Here is a 17507-nt window from a genome sequence, read left to right on the forward strand (position 1 = left end):
ACTACGGATATCGGCAGTCGATGCGTTTATGCACTGCGTGCCCGGATGTGCGACGAAGTTCCGCTAGCAGCGGCTGCACCGGGGGTTCCACGTGAATCACCACTCCCCCGTATGGATTCGCCCATCGACATTCCGATCACCACGGCAGCGAACCCTCGCGGTCGAAGTACCCGCCGGTCGGTCCGTCCGGTCCGAGGGTGGCCAGCCGGATGATGGCGTCGGTGCCTTCAGTGACGGTCTGACGTCCACTGTTGCCATTGAGGTCGGTAGCGGTGTAGCCCGGGTCGGCCGCGTTCACCTGAATACCGGGAAGCGCACGCGAGTACTGGGAGGTGAGCATGTTCACCGCCGCCTTGGAGGCCGGGTAGCCGAGACCGTGGAGGGTGGACTCCAGCCGCGCCGGGTCGGAGGTGATGGCCAACGAGCCCATCCCGCTCGACACCATGACGATCCGCGGCTGGGCGGCGGCGCGCAGCAGCGGGAGGAAGGCATGGGTGACCTGGATCGGTCCGAAGACGTTGGTCTCGAATACCTCCCGGACATCGCCGGCGACCGTGTCGGCGGGGTCGACCCAGGGCCCGCCGATGCCCGCGTTGTTGATCAGCACATCCAGGTGCTGGGTCTGTTCGGCGACCGATTTCGCGGCCGCGGCGATCGATTCGGCGGAGGTGACATCCAGTGGCACGAAGCTGACGTCGTGGCCCGCGGTGTTGAACTCCTCCGCGGCAGCGCGTCCGCGTTCGGCGTCGCGGGCGCCGAGGAACACCCGCCACCCCAGCTCGGCCAGCCGCCGCACCGTCTCGCGGCCCAGCCCCTTGTTCGCCCCGGTGACCAGGGCCGTTGTCGTTGTCGTCGCGTTCATGCCTCCAGCTTGGCGCGCGGTCGCGCTGCCGGGCAGGACCGGCAACTCCTGGGATCAGCGGTACCACCCCGCACCCACCCCGCTGCGGGATGATCGAGGAATGGATCGCTCCGAACTCGCGACACAGCTGCGCCAGGCCCGCGCCAGGGTCCGTCCCGAGGACGTCGGCCTGCCTGCGGGCTCGCGCAGGCAGGTGCCGGGGCTGCGCCGTGAAGAGGTGGCGCAGTTGGCCGGGGTGAGTGTCGACTACGTGGTGCGGCTCGAACAAGGCCGTGGACCGCGACCCTCGGTCTCGGTGCTGGCGGCATTGGCTCGTGCGCTGCGCCTGGACGACGCCGATCGTGATCTGCTGTTCCGGCTCGCGGGCAGCGAGCCGCCCGGCGCCGACCGGATCGCGATGGTGGTGCGCGCGAGCGTACTGCGGCTGGTACTGGATCGGATGGTGGATCTGCCCGCGCTGGTGCTATCGGCCAAGTGCGATGTGCTGGCATGGAATCCGATGGCGGCAGCGCTGCTCGGCGACTTCTCTCGCTGGCCGGTCGCCCAGCGCAACATCATCTGGCAGCACTTCCTGGGCGACGGGGACCACCGGATAATGGTGCCGCCCGAGGAAGCCGACGCCATGACTGCGGCCCGGGTAGCGAGCCTGCATGCCGCCCGCGCCCGCTACCCGGCAGACCCGGGACTGGGTCGCCTGATCACCGAGCTGCGCTCCGGTAGCGCGCAGTTCGAACGGCTCTGGAGCGAACGCCGCGCGGGTCAGCTACGCAACACCCGTAAGACCGTCGACCACCCCGAGCTCGGTCGCCTCACCCTGGACTGCGACACCCTCCTGGTACCCGACAGCGACCAGGCCGTCATCGTGTATTCCGCCGCACCGGGCACCCCTGAGGCGACGGCGCTCGATCTGCTGCGAGTCACCGGTACCGAGCGGTTCACGAACCTGAGAACCTGACCCGGACCCTATAGGAGCCGGACAGCCCCCGCTACCAGCTCGGCCGCCGAACTACTCGAACTCGACGACGGTCCTGTGGGAACTCGGTTCGGCGCTACGCGTCCTTCGGGTGATCTCGCATCCCATCGGCATTCCGATAATGAGCGAGAGTCTGTTTGACGGCTTCGGTGACCGGGGGTTCATCGGTGAGTGCGGTCCAGGTATAGGCATCGTGTTCGGCGAGCCGGATCGGTTCCACGGCGACGCATTCGACGGCGAAATTGAACTGGCGGCTGCGCTTTCCGCTTCCCGATCGGTAGTCGAAGCTGTCGATATAGCGGCCGATTCCGGTGACCTGGAGTCCGGTTTCCTCCTCTACCTCGCGGGCGAGGGCTTGGTCGAGGTTCTCGCCGGGTTCGACTTTGCCGCTGGGCAGTTCCCAGATGCCGCCCATGAAGTCGTCACCGGGACGGCGCAGGATCAGGACGCGGCAATCGTGCTCGACGACCGCGCCCACGACGAGCTGCTGGACTCCATCGCGTTCGGCTTCGGTCGTAAGGTCTTTGATATGGGTTGGCATTCTGTTCATCCTTTCAGTTGGTCGGCGTTGTGGATGACCTTTTCGATGGCGTCGATGTATTGGTCGACGAGGGGCAGGTCTTGTTCGCGGTGCCATACCGGCAGCTCGAGCGTGTTCCTGTGCAGATGCTCGGCACGCGGGAATTCACCCGGCCGATAAGCGAACTCGCCAGCGTACGTCAAGGTGGGCGAGTTGATCGAGTGCGATGGCGGCGGCCAGGGGGTGGATGCGGTGTTTGAGTCCCATGCCGGTGACTGCGTAGCGGTGTAGTGCGTGGTGTTTGGGTATTTCGGTGCGCGGTATCGCCGCCTACTCCGCCTTCGATATCGCCGCCTACATCAAGGCCGAACGCCGATTCCGGTTCGCCCGGTGGTGCGCAGACACGGCTGGATCCTGGGAACTGCGCGCCGCGACCCTGGCCGACATGGCCCGCAAGACCGCCTATATCGGCAACCCCGATGGCGCACTCTCACTGATTGAGCTGGCCCAGGTTCGCTCCGGCCGGCTCACCCACACCACTCGTGCGATGCTCGCCACTTTGCGTGCCCAATTCCTGTCCGCACTCGGCCGCACCGATGACGCCCTATCCGAAGTCGCGCGCGCCGACGAGCACTTCGCCGCCCGCAACCCAATCGGGGACGTGCCATGGATGTGCTACTACGACCACGCAGAGCATCTTGGCAGCACCGGCAAAGCCCCTGATTCCCGTCGCCATAGCACGCGGTCGCATCGACCTGGCCGCACCCCGTATCCGACAAGCCATCCAACTACAAGGCGAGGACTACCCTCGCTCACGAACCTTCTCCCGCACCCGCCTGGCGACCCTGACCATGCGACTGGGCGAGCCACGCACGGCAGTCGCCCTAGGCTGGAAGCCGTCGCAGACGCCACGAAATTCCGCTCGCAACGGATCCGCGACGAACTGCGAAATCTCGCCACGACCGCGACACCGCACCGAAGAATCACCGACGTCGCCGAACTCCGTCACGCGATTGCCGTACAACCGGAGCTCGAGGCAATCTCATGACCCAGGCTTCAGCAACCGGCATTCTCGAACACGCCGCCGCCCTTGTCGGTCTCGACGCATCTACTGCGATTCCGGTCCGTACCGGCGCCCACAACATTTTCGAACTGCACGGCGGGATCATCGCCCGGATCGGCAAATCCGGCAGCGCCGATACCGCGCGACGGGAACTGCAAATCGCTCATTGGCTCAACCACTCCGGCATCCCCGCCGTCGAGGCCGAAGCGACGCTGTCACAGCCGATCGTCGTCGACGACCGACCTGTCACCTGGTGGCTGACGATCCCCAACCACCGCCCCGCCACCCCGCCGAACTCGGCTCAGCCCTCGCTCGCCTTCACGCCCTCGACCCACCCACCACCTTCGAACTGCCGGAATACCAGCCGTTCACAGGACTCGCTGAGCGGATCACCACCGCCACCACAATCAGCCACGACGACCAGCAATGGCTGAGCCAGCACTACACCGCAATTCGGCGACGCTACGAACAGCTTCCACCCACAAACCGAAGCTCCGTTATCCACGGCGACGCCTGGCAAGGAAACCTGGTCGTGCCCTCTTCCGGCACACCGATATTCCTCGACCTCGACAAAGTGGCTGTCGGTCGCCCCGAATGGGACCTCGTCCAACTCGCCGTCGACCACACCGACTTCATCCGCCTAGATGCCGACGACTACCGTTCCTTCGTCACCGCGTACGGCGGATACGAGATGACCACCGCACCTGAATTCCGCGTCTACGCCGACATCCAAGAACTACGCTGGACCACCTTCGCGATTGGCCTTTCCGACCACAACCCAGCCGCAGAAGCCGATGCCGCCCATCGCATCGCCTGCCTACGCGGGCGCACCCCAAAACCGTGGCAGTGGAACGCGCTGTAGCGACGGTCCGCCGACGGTAGTGTCGGGCGGCCGTCGACACGCATAGCCCGGGGCGGCACGCTCCTGATGGCACGGTCGCGATCGGAGGAATTGTCAAACCCTGTGGATTGGCTACTTTCAGGCGACCTCCTGGTTGGGTGATTCGGCAGCTCGGTTGGGTGGTGTGATGTCGACGGGGGGCGTTCCAGGAGTTTGTCCTTGTGGAAGACAGCGTCAAACCGTCGCCGACGAGGCATGATTTCTGGTATCCAAACGATGAATGTCAGTGGGAGCTGGAACAGTTGTCGCTATGGATGAACGAACCGTCGTCGTCGCAGGTGCCTCTCTGTCCGTTGAACTTTCCGGGCGAGGGACGTTGCCCCCGCTTCTGCTCCTCCACGGCGGAATGGGGAGCACCGCCGACTTCGCCGAGCTCGTGCCCCTCCTTGCTCATGACCGCCGGGTGATCTGCCTGGACAGCCGCGGACACGGACGCTCCACCCTGGGCGACGTGCCGTTGAGCTATCGGCGCCTCGAGTGGGATGCGCTCGCTGTCCTGGACGAGCTCGGCGTCGCGCGTGCCGACGTGATGGGATTCAGTGACGGAGGCATCGCAGGGCTCCGACTCGCCGCGCATCACCCGGAAAGGGTCGGGATGCTGTTCACGATCGGTTCAGACTGGACCTTGCCGGAGGCGAGCCGCGCGTTCCTGTCGCAGGTCACCCCGCAATGGTGGTGCGACCGCAACCAGAATGGCCCTTACTCCGAGGCGGCCTACACCGCGAAGAACCCGGACCCTGACTTCGAACGGTTGGTCAGGGAGAACGTGACCATGTGGATCGATGACACCAACGCGACCGGATACCCCGGCGAGGACATCCGGAAGATCAGCGCCCCGATCGTCATGATCCGCGGCGCCGACGACCGCCTCTCCAGCCACGATCTCGCCGTCGCTCTACTGCAGATGCTTCCAGGGTCCGCGCTGCACGAACTCCCTGACGCCGGACACGAGGTCGCCGCCAGCCGACCCGCAGCCGTCGCCGAGATCGTTCGTCAGTACCAGACTCACACGGTCTGAGAATTGCCCCGTGATTCAAGGACTGTCGCTGCATTGATGTTCAGCGGTTGCTCGGTTACGTCGTGGTGGTCGGCGCGGATTCTTCCCATAGAGTTCTTCTGCCACCACCACGACCGAACCGGATCGATGACGCTCCGACGCGAGCTGCTGGAGGAATTGTCAAACCCTATGGATTGGCGACTTTCAAGCGACCTCCTGGATGGGTGATTCGGCTGGTGTGATGTCGATGGGGCGTTCCAGGAGTTTGCCCTTGTGGAAGACGGCTCCGTTGCGTGGGAAATTTTGCGCCGTAATCGATGTCGAATGCCCTCACCGCGAGTTGCGCCTTGTCGATGTCCTCGCCATGTAGATGTCCTTCATAGCCGCGCCAGCACCCGGGTGTGCTGATTTTGGTAGTGCGGCAAGGATATTCGCGGATTTATGGAACCAGCAGCGCTGTTCCCGGGTTTGCGGGAATACATCACGCAGCGCCTTCAAGAATCCGAGCGCACCGTCACCGACCGCCAAGACCGGGGCGGTCATGCCGCGGCGGCGGCAAGCTCGCAGCAGATCGGCCCACGACTCGATTGATTCACGGTAGCCATCGGCGATCGCGGCCAGTTCCTTGCGGCCGTCGGCACGCACGCCGATCATCACCAGCAGGCAGAGTTTCTCTTGCTCCAGACGGACTTTGGTGTGGATGCCGTCGACCCACAGATACACGTAGTCGGTGCCCGAACGAACCCGATCGGCGAACGCCTCGGCCTCGTCCTGCCACTGCCCGGTCAGTCGAGTGATCGATGCCGCCGAGAGCCCGGCGCCGGAGCCGAGGAACTGCGCCAGAGCGGGACCGAAGTCCCCGGTGGACAGTCCATGCAGATACAACAACGGCAGCACCTCGCTCACCTGCGGTGACTTACGCGCCCAAGCGGGCAGGATGGCGGAGGAAAACCGCTGCCGCTCACCCGTTGCCGGGTCGACCCGCTTGTCGTTCACCCGAGGCGCTTTCACCCGCACCGCGCCCGCCGCGGTGAGGACTTCCCGCTCGGCGTGATAACCGTTGCGCACCACCAGGCGGTGACCGTTCTCGTCGAGCTGGTCGGCGAACTGGGCGACATAGGTGGCGACCTCCGCCTTCAACGCAGCGGCGAGCATCTGCCGAGCACCGTCGCGGACGCTCTCATCGAGCAACGACCGGGCCGAACCGGCCTCGTCGTCGGCGGGGGAGGTGTTCTGAACTACCGCAAGCACGGACGTACCTTCCCGACCGGCGTTGGCGCGCCATATCGCCGGGGCATGGGCCACCCAGCACTGCTGGCAGCGGCCCATGCCCCGGCGCCTCGCATCGCGTCGGTCAATTGCCCATCAGCTCACCTGCCGACGCGGACCGCCGGAGGGACAACGAGATGGCGGGTTCAGCCGGCGGAATGGCCGTCCCACGAGACGAGCTTCCAGCCCTTCGCCGGGGTGCCCTTCACGACCACCCGGCCGGTGTTGTGCAGCGGATCGGACTGCAGCTTGCTCATGTCAGGATTGGAGACGGACATGAGTGCCCAGAACATGATGGCACCGCCGTGGGAAAAGATCACCGCGCGCTTGCTGCCGCGGTCCTGGATATCCTGGATGGAGTCGTCCATGCGCTTCTTGAACTCGTGGCCGTTGATCGAGCCGGGGATCCGGGCATCCAGGTTGCCCTGCAGCCACTGGATCGGTGCGGCCATATAGCCCTCGCGCGCGTCCTTCTCCGGCGTGCCCTCGTAGATGCCTGCCTCGATCTCGTGCAGCCCCTCTTCGACGACTGTTGAACGACCACACAGCTTCGATGTCGGCTCCGCCGTCTGCTGGGTCCGGACCATTCTCGACGCGTAGATGCCGTCGAACTTGCAATCGTCGAGCAGCTCGGCTACCGCAACGGCTTGCACCCATCCTTTCTCGGTCAGGCCGGGTCCGGGGATAGAAGTGTCGATCAGACCGGAACTATTGCCGGCCGATTCGCCGTGGCGGACAAAGGTGAGGAACATTTCACCGGTTTTCGGCGCTGCGGCCGCGCTACCTGCTCCGGCCGCCATCAGCGCCACCGCCGCGATGATCGCTCCGATCATCGCAAACAGGCGAGACTTCATCAGATTCATAGGGACTCCCTTGTGGATATGGTGCAGGCCACACTGGGGCGTGTCAGTGGCCGGAGTCACACTAAGATCGACTCGACGGGCCCCCAAGAGCGTGTCCCGGTGGACGGGAACTTTCGGGCAACGTTATCAACCGCAACATCCGCCCAGGACAGGGTCGCGTTTCACTGAGTTATGGGAGACCGGGTGCGTCTACACGACGATCCGGAAGCTGATACTTCGCATCGAAGTGATAGTCGGTGAACGGAAAATGCCTGCCACGCCAACGCGTTTCGAGAGCACCGGCGGGCCGGAAGTACGGCGTATCACCGTGCGAGTTGCGGTAGTAGGTTCGAATACCCTTGTTGTGCGTCTCGATGTAGTGCCGAAGGACCTGACCACGCTTGCCGATCTCGGCGTGGTATGCGGCGTGCGCCTGTTCGCTCACCTCGACAGTCGACGCGTGGCGACGTCGCGCCTCCACTATCGCTCGAATAGCGTGTGATGCAGTCGTTTCCACCATCCCGTGCCATCCGATATCGGACAACGAGTACGGTCCGACCAGCATCCAGCGGTTCGGCAGGCCGGCTATGGCCACACCCTCATAGGCCTGGACTCCATTGGCGCCGAAGAACTGACCGAGATCGAATCCGTCCCGCCCGACAACGGCCCCTTCGGCGTAACTTTCCGGATCGGTGTGCATCTCGTAGCCGGTTGCCAGCACGATGACGTCATATTGATGCTCGGTGCCATCGCTGGTCCGGATTCCCTGCTCGGTGAACCGCTCGATATCGTCGGTGACCAGGCGAACATTGTCGCGATTGAACACCGCCGGATATCCGGTCGACAGGGTGAGCCGCTTCGCCATGGGCCCATAGCCGGGTGTCAGCGCGGCGGCCGTTTCGGGGTCATCGATGATCCGTCGGAGATACGCTCGGTAAACCCGCTTGGCGAAGGCATCGAAGGCGGCCATCAACGGTTTCGCCACTGCCAAGGGCATATACGTAGCCAGTCTGGCAATGGGTTCCAACCCCAGCAATATCATCCCGCACTGGGCCGCTGCCACGCCTGGCACCCGCAAGGCGGCTTGGAGCCAGCGCGGGACCCGGTAGTTGGGTTTGGGTATGCACCACACAGGCGTCCGCTGGTAGACATCGAGGTGACCTACCTCAGGCGCGATCGCGGGCGTGATCTGCACGGAACTCGCGCCGGTACCGACCACTGCTACGCGCTTACCCGCCATGTCGTGTGCATGGTCCCAGGCGTCCGGGCGTTGCACCGTGCCGGCGAAGTCATCGAGGCCCTTGATGCCTCCATCGACTCTGGGTCGCAGAAAGGCACCGACCGCGCTGATCACGAACCTGGCCGTAATGATCTCGTTGTCAGCGGTGTGCAACGCCCATCGGCGGTGTTTCTCGTCCCATACTTCTCGGACGATCTCGGTGTAGAACCGTAGATGCCGATAGAGGCCGAAGCGGCGGGCGACATCCTGGTGATACGCCTGAACCTCCGCACCTGCCGGGAACGCCGTTGGCCAATCGGCCTTGCGAGCGAACGAGTACTGGTAGACGAGCGCTGGTACGTCCACACTGATCCCCGGGTAGGTATTGTCGCGCCAACTGCCGCCGACCTCGCCCGCGCGTTCAAGGATGGTGAACTCTTCGATCCCCGCGCGTTTGAGCAGCGCACCCGCCGCGATACCGCCGGGACCCGCCCCGATCACCACGATCTCGTGATCGGGTTGTGCTGGCATAGTGCTCATTGCTTCTCTCTCACTGAATAGGTCGGATGCCTGCGCTCAGCTGCGTGAGCCATTGGTCGATCAGCTGTGCCGTTCCTTTGACCTCGGCACCGCACAGCGCAACGTGATCCGCGTTCACGGTCCGGACCGTCTGCGCGGTTGACCAGGCTTCTATCGGCCACTCATCGAGGCCCTGATGCACAGGCGACGGTCGCGTGAACTTGACGAAAAGCGTCGTAGTTTCAAGCGGCTTGTGGTCGATCTGCATCGCCAGGTCGAACCACCAGCCGAATGCGGTCAACCGTGCGGTGGTGAGGCCGGCGAGATTCTTCGCATCCATCTCGAGCATGTGGTTCCCCCGGGCGTTCAGTTGGCATTCATTCGCCTCCCGGGCGATAAAGCCGTCAAGGATGACCACGCCTCGCAGCTGGGTATTTCCCTGTTCCAATAGCCGTGCCGCCGCCGCGTGTGCGATGTTTCCGCCTACCGAGTAACCGCCAAGGACGAATTCGTCCTGGCCCACGGTATCGAGGACCGTCTTGACAATGCTGCCGATTGCGGCATCGAGCGAGGCAGGGAGCGACTCATCCGGATCGTATCCTGGCAGCGGGATAGTCGAGACACGGCGGTGACCGCCCAAATGGGCGGCAAGCTCCGTGTACTGAATGGATCCGCCGAGGAATTCCGGGGCGTTGATGAACACCAAGTGCGGCAACACATCCCCGCAATTGTTGTCGGGCGAACCGCCACTGATTCCGATGCCGGTGGGCGCTCCCCCGGTGACGTGGTCGAACATCGGACGGAGTTTCGCTGCTGCTCGCAAAAGTACCAAACCGTGTCTGAACCTATTGTCTGCGATCGCCTGCCGGATGACATCGACCAAAGTCTCTGCGGGAGCGGCGAGTTCTGCCGCCGGAAGCTCGGTAGATTCGCGAACTCCATCCGACGACCGCATCGGCGCTGCCACGGTCTCCCCATGGGCTCGGAATAGTTCGTCCAGAATGTGTCGGGCGAGGGCGGCAGGTGTGGGATGGTCGAAGATCAGGGTCGCTGGCAGTCGCAGTCCCGTAACCGTATTGAGTCGGTTACGGGCCTCGACCGCGGCCAGCGAATCAAAACCCAACTCCCGGAAGTTGCACGCCGGATCGATCGCGTCGGGACCATCATGGCCGAGCACAACCGCCATCTGTTCCCGCACCACGCCCAGCAGCAGCGGCAGTCGCTCGGCTTCCGCCAGCACTGAAACCCGCTCTCGCAAACCCGCCCCCCGCTCCCGCGACAGATCCGGCACCGAACGACGCCGTGCACTCGATACGACACCCCGCAGCAGCGGGATCAATGTCCCAGCCCTGACCTGCGCATCGAGCACCACATGATCCAGCGGTGCCGCAACCACTGCGCCACGGTCCGCGACGATCGCAGTGTCGAACATTGCCAGACCTTGCTCGGTCGAGATAGGTGACAACCCACTACGACCCAACCGAGCGGTGTCGGTATCAGCGAGATGCCCGGTCATCCCGGTATCGGAAGTCCATAACCCCCACGCGATCGACGTCGCGACCAGCCCACTCGCACGCCGATGCTCGGCCAACCCATCCAGGAACACATTCGCAGCCGCGTAGTTGCCCTGTCCCGCTGCTCCGAACACACCCGCCGCCGACGAGTAGAGCACGAACATCGCCATATCCATCCGGCTCGTAGCCTCGTGGAGATACCAGGCCGCATCAGCCTTTGCTGCCAGCACCGCGTCGATCCGGTCCGGTGTCAGTGATGCGATCACACCGTCATCGAGCACACCGGCCGCATGCACCACACCCGTCACAGGGAACTGCTCAGGCACCGCCGCCAGCAACTCGGCCACGCCATCGCGAGTCGCGACATCACAAGCCACGATCCGCACCCGAGCACCCAGCTCGCCCAACTCCGTCACCAGCAACGACGCTCCCCGCGCAGCCGCACCACGACGACTCGCCAACACCAGCGACCGCACCCCGTGGTGTGTCACCAGATGCCGCGCCAACACCGCACCCAAACCACCCGTACCGCCGGTTATCAGCACCGTCCCATCCGACACCACGCCACCCGCGCCCGATACCGGCCGTGGCAAGTCGACGGGCACCGTGCGGACGCTCTTCCCGGTATCCCGGGCGTCAACAGGTAGCCGCGCCAACCGGGCAACGTGCACAACACCGGCACGGATCACAACCTGGGGCTCGCCCGACCCGATCACCGCCGCCAGCCCTTCGGCGGTCAGCTCGTCAGTGTCGACGTCGACCAGGACGATGCGGTCCGGAGCCTCCGACTGGGCCGAACGCACCAGACCCCAGACTGCCGATCCTGGCAAATCAGTGACTTCGTGCCCAGCCCGGCCGACCGCACCACGAGTGACCACAACCAGGGTGCTCCCCGCAAACTGCAACCCATCGAGCCAGGCCTGCAACACGTTCAACATCTCGTGCGTCGCCTCGCGGACACGGCTCGGCAGATCCTCGTCTGCACCGGCACCGAGCACGCCACGGTCGAATACGACTACCGCAGGTACGGTTACTTCCTGGTTCTGCACCCAGCTACCGAAGACCTCGACATCGGTGAAGGTTTCGGCGTCGACAGGCGAGATGACCTGCGCCGCTAGGGGCGTCCACTGCACTCGATGCAACCCGTCCTGCACCGAGAAGGCGTCCAGCTGTGCGGGAGATACCTCCTGCACAGTCAAGGACCGGGTCGTGAACACCATCCGGCCGACCGCATCGGCGACCTGGATCGATATTGCATCGATATCGCCAGGTACTGGAGTGATACGCGCCCGCAGCAGCGACGCTCCGGTCGCGTGCAAAGTCACCCCCTGCCAGCAGAATGGCAACTTCACTCGCCCTGGATCGGGATCGACATCGACGAGCTGTCCGTGCAGCATCGACTCCAGCAAGACCGGATGCACCCCGAACCGCGACACATCGGTCATCGACTCGGGCAGCCCGACCTCCACGAACAGTTCCGCGCCACACCGCCATACCGATCGCAACCCCTGGAACGCCGGTCCATACTCGTCACCGGCAACAGCCAACCGGTCATACAGATCATCCACAGGCACGGCGACCGCACCATCGGGCGGCCACACCGCCAACCCCGCATCCAGCTCCGGCACACCCTCGATTCCCAACACACCCTGTGCGTGCAGAACCCACATGCCGTCGGCGGCCTCGGCACGGGAATACACCGACACCGACCGGCAGCCGAGCTCGTCGGCGCCGTCCACCACTACCTGCAACTGCACCCCGACCTCGTCGGGCAGCACAAGGGGCTTCATCACAGTCAGCTCTTGCAGCAGTGCACAACCCACTTCCGCCGCCGCACGCAGCACCAACTCCACGAAAGCGGTCCCCGGTAACAGCACGAACCCACCCACGGCACGGTCGGCCAGCCACGGATGGGTCGTCAGGCCGACTCGGCCGGTCAGTACGACACCGCCCCTGTCCGGGGACACCACCACGGCCCCCAACAACGGATGACCAGCCGCCGATAACCCCAACGACGACGCATCCCCACCACTCGAGACTCCATCCAACCAATACCTGCGCCGCTGAAACGCATACGTCGGCAAAGACACCCCGCCCCCATGAGCAGGTCCGAGCAACGCCGCCCAATCCACCCCCACACCCGATACCTCCAATTGCGCCGCCGACAGTAGGAAAGCGTCCATACCCCCTTCGTCACGTCGCAGCGAACCCACTACGGTCACCGGATCGGCACCCACCTGAAGGTCACAAATCTGCTCGATACCGACCGTGAGCAGAGGATGCGGACTGACCTCGACGAAGACGTTGTACCCGTCCTCCAGTAGGGCCTGAGCTGCTTGTTGGAAGCACACTGGTTCCCGCAGATTCCGGAACCAGTAGTCTGCATCCAACTCGGTGCCGTCCAGTACGCCACCGGTCACGCTGGACCAGAACCCCACTCGAGACGATCTGGGCTGAAGGCCGGCCAGCGCTTTCAGCAGCGGTTCGCGGAGCACATCGACCTGGGGCGAATGTGAACCGTAGTCCACCGAGATCCGACGTGCGTGAACGTTGTCGTGTGCACAGGCTTGCAGGAAATCCTCGAGCTGCACTGCCACACCGGACACCACCGTTGCCTGCGGGCCGTTCACTGCAGCCACTGACAATTCGTCGTATCCGGCCAGCCGCGCGGTAACCTGGTCGACAGGCAAGGACACCGTCACCATCCCACCCTGCTCAGTCACAGCAATCAAGGCCGCCGAGCGCAGGACCACTACCCGAGCGGCATCCTCGAGGGACAAGGCCCCGGCCACATACGCCGCAGCAATCTCGCCTTGGGAGTGACCCACCACCGCGTCCGGAACAACACCAACCGAGCGCCACAGCTCGGCCAACGACACCATCACCGCGAACAGCACCGGTTGAACCACGTCGACGCGCTCCAGCGACGGCGCTCCTTCCGCACCCGCGAGCACAGCGAACAACGACCAATCCACCAGCGGCGAAAACGCAGCATCGCACTCGGCCATCTTCTGAGCGAACACCGGCGAACAGTCCAGTAGCTGCCTTCCCATGCCCAGCCATTGAGCCCCCTGACCAGGGAATACCAGCACAATTTTACGTGGCACTCCAGCCACGCCGGTAACCACGCCAGGCCTCGGAGTCTGCTCCGACAGCGCAGTCAGCCCCGCAAGCAACTGGTCACGATCCGCACCCACCACCACCGCACGGTGGTCGAACCGCGACCGCTGAGACACCAACGACCGCGCGAGGTCCTGCACGTTCATCAACGCGTCACCGGCCACGAAATCCCGCAGACGCCGCACCTGCCCCGCCAACGCATCCGGCGTCCGACCCGACACCACCCACACCACCGGCCGGTCCGCACCGGCGCCAGCACCGGTCGCGGGGTCTGTCACCGATTCCGGCGCCTGTTCGAGGATCACGTGTGCATTGGTGCCGCTGATACCGAACGCCGATACCGCGGCGCGACGCGGACGATCAACCATCGGCCAATTCCGCGCCGCGGTCAACAAACCCGCATGTCCCAACGTCCAATCCACCTGTGTGGACGGCTCATCCACATGCAAAGTCTCCGGCAGCACCCCGTGGCGCAGGGCCTGCACCATCTTGATCACCCCGGCCACACCGGCTGCCGCCTGAGTGTGTCCGATATTGGACTTGATCGAACCCAACCACACCGGCCGATCCTCCGGCCGGTCCTGCCCGTAGGTGGCCAGCAAAGCCTGTGCCTCGATCGGATCACCCAACGTAGTCCCGGTGCCGTGAGCCTCCACCACGTCAACCTCAGTGGCCGCGACGCCGGCATTGGCCAACGCACGCCGAATCACCCGCTGCTGCGAAGGCCCGTTCGGAGCGGTCAAACCATTCGACGCACCATCCTGATTCACCGCGCTACCCCGCACCACCGCCAATACTTGATGGCCGTTGCGGTGGGCATCCGACAACCGCTCCAACACCAACACGCCGACACCCTCGGCCCACCCCGTACCATCAGCCGCTTCGGCGAACGGTTTACACCGGCCATCCGGCGCCAACCCTCGCTGCCGGGAAAACTCCACAAACACACCGGGGGTTGTCATCACAGTGACACCCCCGACCAACGCCAGCGAACACTCCCCCGCACGCACCGACGCCACCGCCTGATGCAACGCCACCAGACTCGACGAACACGCCGTATCCACCGACACCGCCGGGCCCTCCAACCCCAGCACATACGACACCCGGCCCGACACCACACTGGGCGCGGAGCCGGTCAACCGATACCCCTCCACTCCATGATCAGCCCCGGCTCCGACTATCCCGCCATAGACCTGCCCGATGACACCAGCGAACACGCCAGTATCACTGCCACGCAACGAATCCGGCTGGATACCCGCCCGCTCCAACGCCTCCCACACCGTCTCCAAAAGCAACCGCTGCTGCGGGTCCATCGCAATCGCCTCACGCGGACTGATCCCGAAGAACCCCGCATCGAATTCGGCCGCGTCGTAAAGGAATCCGCCCTCATTCGTGTACGACCTGCCCGCAACCCCCGGCTCCGGAAGTAGCAAGCCCGTCTGATCCCACCCACGATCAGACGGCCATACCGACACCGCATCACGACCCTCGACGACCAGGCGCCACAGATCATCCGGCGACCCCACACCGCCCGGAAAACGACACCCCATACCCACAATCGCCACCGGCTCCGAGGCGGACTGCGTCAGCTCCCGCAGCTTGGCCCTGCTTTCCTGAAGCTCGGCTGTGACACGTCGCAGGAGATGCTGCAGCTTCTGCTGATCGACCACTTCGGAACCTCTATTCACAAGAGCAAACCCAATCCAGACAAAGACTCAGGAATGCCGAACTCTTCGTTCAACGAAAGCGAAACCTCAGCATCTGCCGCCGCTTACGCATGCCTCCCGGCGCCGACGACATCTGCGGTGAATCGATTGCCATTGCTCGGCATCGGGCGCCGCCAGGTCCATCTGCCCCACCCCCATTAGGCTGCCTCCACAAAGATCCGTATCAGCATCATGCAAGAACGTGTTCTAGTCAAGGGTGGACGACACCAGTTCCTCATGGCATGCTGGCGACGACGAGGTGCAGCGAAGAGCGCCCCTGGAGCCAGTTTTGCGGACCTTCGGCAAGACGGGGCTCCGGCGACGCGATCCTGGCCAGTCGAAAGAACACGTTCTACTCCACGGGGGGCCGCAGCCGCAATCCAGAGTTGAAGTAGCCATTGTCCGCACACACTGGTCTCGACCCCAATTGCGGATCTCATCATCCCGATACCTCGACTCCGCCGAAATCGGCAACTAAAACGGAAGCTTTGAGCAATGACCACAGAGCAAGGCCGGCTCGCCGAGACATCTGACGAAACCACGAATAAGCATCACACCATCGGGTGGACCACAATTCCCACGCCCACATCATTACCCGAAGTGGCACCGTGTGATTGGACAGAAGCACTGAACGGGCCCGACACCGACACTGCCCAGGTTATCGTTCTGGACTGCCGCAGAGACGAATCCGGTGCACTACCAACGGATACGCACGCCATGACACAGAAGGTGTCGGCCGCTTTGCAGTCCTGGTCCGGACAACGGCGCTTCGATTCCAGCACCTTACTGATACTCACGCGCGGCGCGATTCCGGTATCGACTGACGAGGTTGCGCACCCTGCAGGATCGGCGATATGGGAGCTGGTGAAGTCGGCTCAGACCGAGACCCCGGGGCGGATCATTCTCGTCGACACCGATTCCGCCGATAAAGGCCTCGGGGATTTATTCGGACTCATGGCCGTACGGAACATGGCCGTCACCGCAATCGCCAGCACCGAACCGCAACTCGCCATTCGCGGAACCATCTTGCTGGCACCTCGACGTGACGGGACAGGACCCACCACCGACGGCGACACCGCGGTGGCCGAGTCTGCCGGACAGTATCCCGCAGCGAGCTCCTCATCCGTTGAACCAACCATTGTCCGCATGTTCCGGCAGGCGATCGCAGACGATAAGTTCACCGACGGCCTGGAGTTCCTTCTTGCGGCTGCGCAACTCCGCCCGGCATTCGACCACCATGCCCCAGCAGTACCGACCGGCATCGGACTCAGCGGTGGCACGCCGCACAACAGTGGCGGTGATACCTTGCCGCACGTTGTATTGATCTGCACCCCGGCTTTCCTCGGCGGATACATTCAGTACATTCTGCTTGCCGCTCATCTGGGTGGTCATCGTCGCCTCTCGGTCATCCCACTCTCGGGATACGAGCCGGATGAGCCCTTACCTGCGTCGCCCGACGCCGCCATCGAAAGTATCGCCAAGTCCGTCCTCGACACCGTCGGGAACGACGACTTCGTCCTGGCCGGCATGTCGGGAGGAGGAAACCTCGCCCACGCCACTGCGGCTCGGCTGCTGGAGCAAGGCAATACCCGGCTGCGGGGGTTGATCATCTTCGATTCCTTCATCGCGCGAGAAGCAAACGAGCGCCAAATGGAAACCGTGAGACACGCCGTGGTCGATACGGAGGCGATGATCCCCGACCTCGCCGGCTTCACCACCGCACGGTTGACCGCGCTGGCGTGCTGGCTCGAGCTGTTGCTGCAATTCGAGTATCAGCCTGTCGACTGTGCGGCGCTCGTCATCAAATGCACGAAACCGTCACCGACGCACAATCTCAACGAGTGGCCCATAGAAAGCTGGTCAACCGCACAGACAGTGCAGACCGTGGATGCCGAACATGTCGCACTGTGCAGCACTGAGGCGCATACGACCGCGCAGGTGGTCGACCAATGGTTGAGGCAGTTGAGCGCAAGCGACGGTTAACCTGTGCGGGATCATAGAA

12 protein-coding genes and 1 pseudogene are annotated in these 17507 nt (G+C 64.0%); 5 read left to right on the forward strand and 8 right to left on the reverse strand.

All coding sequences use genetic code 11. The features are described from left to right. Nucleotides 1-136: 136 nt before the first annotated feature. Entirely contained in the window at nucleotides 137-862 is a 726-nt protein-coding gene (locus ACFXNW_RS07570; protein WP_379416767.1) for an SDR family oxidoreductase, read from the reverse strand. A 100-nt stretch (nucleotides 863-962) separates the two neighbouring features. Between ACFXNW_RS07570 and ACFXNW_RS07575 the strand changes: the two genes are divergently transcribed. Continuing rightward, entirely contained in the window at nucleotides 963-1817 is an 855-nt protein-coding gene (locus ACFXNW_RS07575) for a helix-turn-helix transcriptional regulator (protein ID WP_379416768.1), read from the forward strand. Between the two features lie 94 nt (nucleotides 1818-1911). On the opposite strand, the gene ACFXNW_RS07580 is transcribed toward ACFXNW_RS07575, so the two are convergent. Beyond that, entirely contained in the window at nucleotides 1912-2376 is a 465-nt protein-coding gene (locus ACFXNW_RS07580; RefSeq protein ID WP_379416770.1) for an NUDIX domain-containing protein, read from the reverse strand. 5 nt (nucleotides 2377-2381) lie between these two features. Beyond that, nucleotides 2382-2558 carry a hypothetical protein gene (locus tag ACFXNW_RS07585; protein ID WP_379416771.1) on the reverse strand — a complete coding sequence of 59 codons (177 nt, stop codon included), beginning with the start codon at nucleotides 2556-2558 and terminating at the stop codon, nucleotides 2382-2384. Nucleotides 2559-2668: 110 nt separating this feature from the next. Between ACFXNW_RS07585 and ACFXNW_RS07590 the strand changes: the two genes are divergently transcribed. Next, nucleotides 2669-3403 carry a hypothetical protein gene (locus ACFXNW_RS07590; protein ID WP_379416772.1) on the forward strand — a complete coding sequence of 245 codons (735 nt, stop codon included), beginning with the start codon at nucleotides 2669-2671 and terminating at the stop codon, nucleotides 3401-3403. An 8-nt stretch (nucleotides 3404-3411) separates the two neighbouring features. Here ACFXNW_RS07590 and ACFXNW_RS07595 read toward each other — a convergent pair whose 3' ends face one another. After that, a complete protein-coding gene (locus tag ACFXNW_RS07595; protein ID WP_379416773.1) occupies nucleotides 3412-3585 on the reverse strand; it encodes a hypothetical protein in 174 nt (57 codons plus the stop codon). Between the two features lie 86 nt (nucleotides 3586-3671). Here ACFXNW_RS07595 and ACFXNW_RS07600 point away from each other — a divergent pair, with 86 nt between their 5' ends. Beyond that, nucleotides 3672-4280 (forward strand): phosphotransferase family protein, encoded by a 609-nt coding sequence (locus ACFXNW_RS07600; protein WP_379416775.1) that lies wholly within the window; start codon nucleotides 3672-3674, stop codon nucleotides 4278-4280. A 289-nt stretch (nucleotides 4281-4569) separates the two neighbouring features. Next, nucleotides 4570-5337, forward strand: coding sequence for an alpha/beta fold hydrolase (locus ACFXNW_RS07605; RefSeq protein ID WP_379416777.1), 768 nt, complete (start codon nucleotides 4570-4572; stop codon nucleotides 5335-5337). Nucleotides 5338-5611: 274 nt separating this feature from the next. Here ACFXNW_RS07605 and ACFXNW_RS07610 read toward each other — a convergent pair. From ACFXNW_RS07610 to ACFXNW_RS07625, 4 genes and pseudogenes are all read right to left on the reverse strand, one after another. Beyond that, nucleotides 5612-6567, reverse strand: a pseudogene (locus tag ACFXNW_RS07610) (IS256 family transposase); the annotation flags it as partial. A 164-nt stretch (nucleotides 6568-6731) separates the two neighbouring features. Continuing rightward, nucleotides 6732-7448: a histidine phosphatase family protein gene (locus ACFXNW_RS07615; RefSeq protein ID WP_379416779.1), complete on the reverse strand. Its 717-nt coding sequence runs from the start codon at nucleotides 7446-7448 to the stop codon at nucleotides 6732-6734. Nucleotides 7449-7617: 169 nt separating this feature from the next. Beyond that, the gene (locus tag ACFXNW_RS07620; protein ID WP_379416781.1) at nucleotides 7618-9186 is read right to left on the reverse strand and encodes a flavin-containing monooxygenase; all 1569 of its coding nucleotides are present in this window, start codon (nucleotides 9184-9186) and stop codon (nucleotides 7618-7620) included. 10 nt (nucleotides 9187-9196) lie between these two features. Further along, nucleotides 9197-15469 (reverse strand): SDR family NAD(P)-dependent oxidoreductase, encoded by a 6273-nt coding sequence (locus ACFXNW_RS07625; protein WP_379416783.1) that lies wholly within the window; start codon nucleotides 15467-15469, stop codon nucleotides 9197-9199. A gap of 531 nt (nucleotides 15470-16000) precedes the next feature. On the opposite strand from ACFXNW_RS07625, the gene ACFXNW_RS07630 reads away from it, so the two are divergent. Further along, entirely contained in the window at nucleotides 16001-17488 is a 1488-nt protein-coding gene (locus ACFXNW_RS07630; protein WP_379416784.1) for a thioesterase domain-containing protein, read from the forward strand. Nucleotides 17489-17507 lie beyond the last annotated feature (19 nt).

It is taken from the genome of Nocardia sp. NPDC059180 (assembly GCF_042754945.1).
GTDB lineage: Bacteria > Actinomycetota > Actinomycetes > Mycobacteriales > Mycobacteriaceae > Nocardia.